Origin of the sequence: Neobacillus fumarioli NBRC 102428, from assembly GCF_001591485.1 — a bacterium.
Classification (GTDB): Bacteria; Bacillota; Bacilli; order Bacillales; family Cytobacillaceae; genus Neobacillus; species Neobacillus fumarioli.
The window spans coordinates 1-2,451 of sequence record NZ_BCUZ01000208.1 but is presented as its reverse complement, the minus strand read 5'-3'; the positions used below and the strand labels follow the sequence as shown (position 1 = coordinate 2,451).

The window sequence follows — 2,451 nt, the reverse complement described above, 5'->3', positions numbered from 1 at the left end:
CCAAAAAAAGATGATCATAAATTGACCATCTTTAAAGCATTTTTTCGAGAAAGTCTTTTGCTCTAAGACTCTTTGGTTTTGTAAAAAATTCATCCGGTGGAGCATCTTCTGCCAATATACCATCATCAAGGAATAAAATGCGGTCGGCCACTTCGCGGGCAAAGCCCATTTCATGGGTGACGATGGCCATCGTCATGCCTGTATGGGCAAGTGATTTCATGACCTCTAACACTTCTTTCACCATTTCTGGATCAAGTGCTGACGTCGGTTCGTCAAAGAGCATAATCTTCGGCTGCATCGCCAGAGCTCTGGCAATAGCAACCCGCTGTTTTTGACCGCCTGATAATCTGGTTGGATATTCATGTGCTTTCTCGTCTAAACCAACACGTTCAAGCAGTTCCAGGGCAATGGTTTCAGCCTTCATTTTTGTAAGACCTTTTACCTTGATCGGGGCATAGGTAAGGTTTTGCAAAACGGTTTTATGAGGAAATAAATGAAAATGCTGAAACACCATCCCCACATTTTGCCGTACTTTCATGATATTTGTTTTCTTATCTGTGATCTCCTGGCCATCAAGCCAAATTCTCCCGCTTGTCGGGGTTTCTAGGAGGTTCATGCAGCGCAGGAAAGTCGATTTCCCTGAACCTGATGGGCCAATAATGGCCACTACCTCACCAGCATGAATAGATGTAGATATTCCCTTTAGAACGTCAAGATTTCCGTAACTTTTATATAAACCTTCTACTTTAATCACTGCGTCTCATTCTCCCTTCAAGTACTTTTCCACAGAAGGACAGGACCATTACCATTAGATAATAAATCACCCCGGCAATCAATAAAGGTTCAAAAAATGAATAGTTATCCGAACCTACTTGGTAAGACCGGCGCATAATATCCATGACGCCAATCGTGGTGACGATGGCGGATTCCTTTGTGAGAGTGATCAATTCATTCATAACCGCTGGCAAAATATTTTTTAATGCCTGGGGAAGGATGATATCCCACATCATTTTCCGATAGGGAACGCCTAGCGCAACTGCAGCTTCTCGCTGGCCTTTATCGACCGCTAGAATGCCCGCACGAATAATCTCCGAAACATAAGCACCGGAATTTAAGCCGAAAGAGAGGATGGCTGCGGTATAAGGAGCCATTTGATAACCGAAAATCTCCGGTGAGCCGAAATAAATCATCATCAGCTGCAGCACCATCGGCGTTCCACGAAAAATCGATGTGTACGCATTGGCAATTGTGCCAATCACTTTCACCGAACTAATTTTGCAAAGAGCTAAAATGGTCCCGAGAATGAGTCCCAAAATGGCGGCAACCACAACGATCTGAAGCGTTACGACTACACCTTGCAATATATACGGTATTGAGGGGATAAATGGGGTGAAATTTAAATGCATGTTAAATTTCGTCCTTTCTCTAAAAAATAGAGAAGGCGTTCAGAAAGCAGTTGAACGCCTCCAGAGAATGAAGCTATTTCATTCCGCCAAACCATTTCACAATCAGTTTCTGCAGTTCGCCATCTTCCTTCATTTTTTTCAACTCATCATTAAATTTAGCTGTTAAACTGCTGTTTTTCGGAAAGGCAATAGCTGATCCTGCTTCGTCCGCTTTATCACTAATCGTAAACCCTGTAAGCTGCTTGTTCTTTTCCAGAAATCCTTTGGCAACCGAGTCTTCAATAATCGCTGCATCAAACCGGCCGGCTTTCAATTCTTCAATAAGATCCGGAATTCGGTTGCGGTCTTCAATCTTCATCGGAATCGTTTTATTGAGATCTTTTGCTTTTGTTTCCTGAATGGAACCAAGCTGAACGCCGACTGTTTTTCCTTTTAAGTCTTGAACAGTGTTAATTCCGCTCCCTTTTTTGGAAATGATCATATATTTGGCTGTATAATAAATGTCACTGAAATCAACGTTTTGCTTTCTTTTAGGAGTCGGAGTCATGCCTGCCAATACAAGGTCTGCTTGTCCTGATTTAAGCGATTCAATTAGACCGCTGAAATCCATGTCTTTCACTTTCAGCTTATAACCAAGTTTTGTAGCAATTGCATTGGCTAAGTCAATATCAAAACCAACAATTTTGCCACCTTGATTGGTGTCAACATATTCAAATGGCGGGTAATCAGCGGATGTTGCCATAACTAACACTTTCTTATCTGCCGCCTTGCTTGTATTTTCACTTGAAGAACAAGCTGCAAGCATCCCAACCGACATCATGGCGACAGCTAATAAAATAATTACTTTCTTCATTATTTATATTCCTCCTATAATTCTCAAAATTTTAATATACATAAATTAGCAAAGAATTTATGGATTACTAGTTTGATAAACTAATAATTATTCACTGAAATGAATTTTAACACAAATTAATAATTATGCAAATATATTTTTAAAAACTCATCAATATTTTTATTATGAAACTTTTCCCAAAAGAAAAAGGGG

At 40.3% G+C, this 2,451-nt stretch carries 3 protein-coding genes; all 3 read right to left on the bottom strand.

Annotation, left to right across the window (positions count from 1 at the left end):
* Nucleotides 1-31: 31 nt before the first annotated feature.
* The 3 genes from BFU02S_RS15575 to BFU02S_RS15565 all read right to left on the bottom strand — a co-directional run bounded on the left by BFU02S_RS15575 (nt 32) and on the right by BFU02S_RS15565 (nt 2,259).
* Nucleotides 32-754, bottom strand: coding sequence for an amino acid ABC transporter ATP-binding protein (locus BFU02S_RS15575; RefSeq protein WP_066372657.1), 723 nt, complete (start codon nt 752-754; stop codon nt 32-34).
* Nucleotides 747-1,406: an amino acid ABC transporter permease gene (locus BFU02S_RS15570; RefSeq protein ID WP_066372655.1), complete on the bottom strand. Its 660-nt coding sequence runs from the start codon at nt 1,404-1,406 to the stop codon at nt 747-749. Before BFU02S_RS15570 ends, BFU02S_RS15575 begins: the two co-directional genes overlap by 8 nt.
* A gap of 73 nt (nt 1,407-1,479) precedes the next feature.
* Nucleotides 1,480-2,259 carry a transporter substrate-binding domain-containing protein gene (locus BFU02S_RS15565; RefSeq protein WP_066372653.1) on the bottom strand — a complete coding sequence of 260 codons (780 nt, stop codon included), beginning with the start codon at nt 2,257-2,259 and terminating at the stop codon, nt 1,480-1,482.
* Nucleotides 2,260-2,451 lie beyond the last annotated feature (192 nt).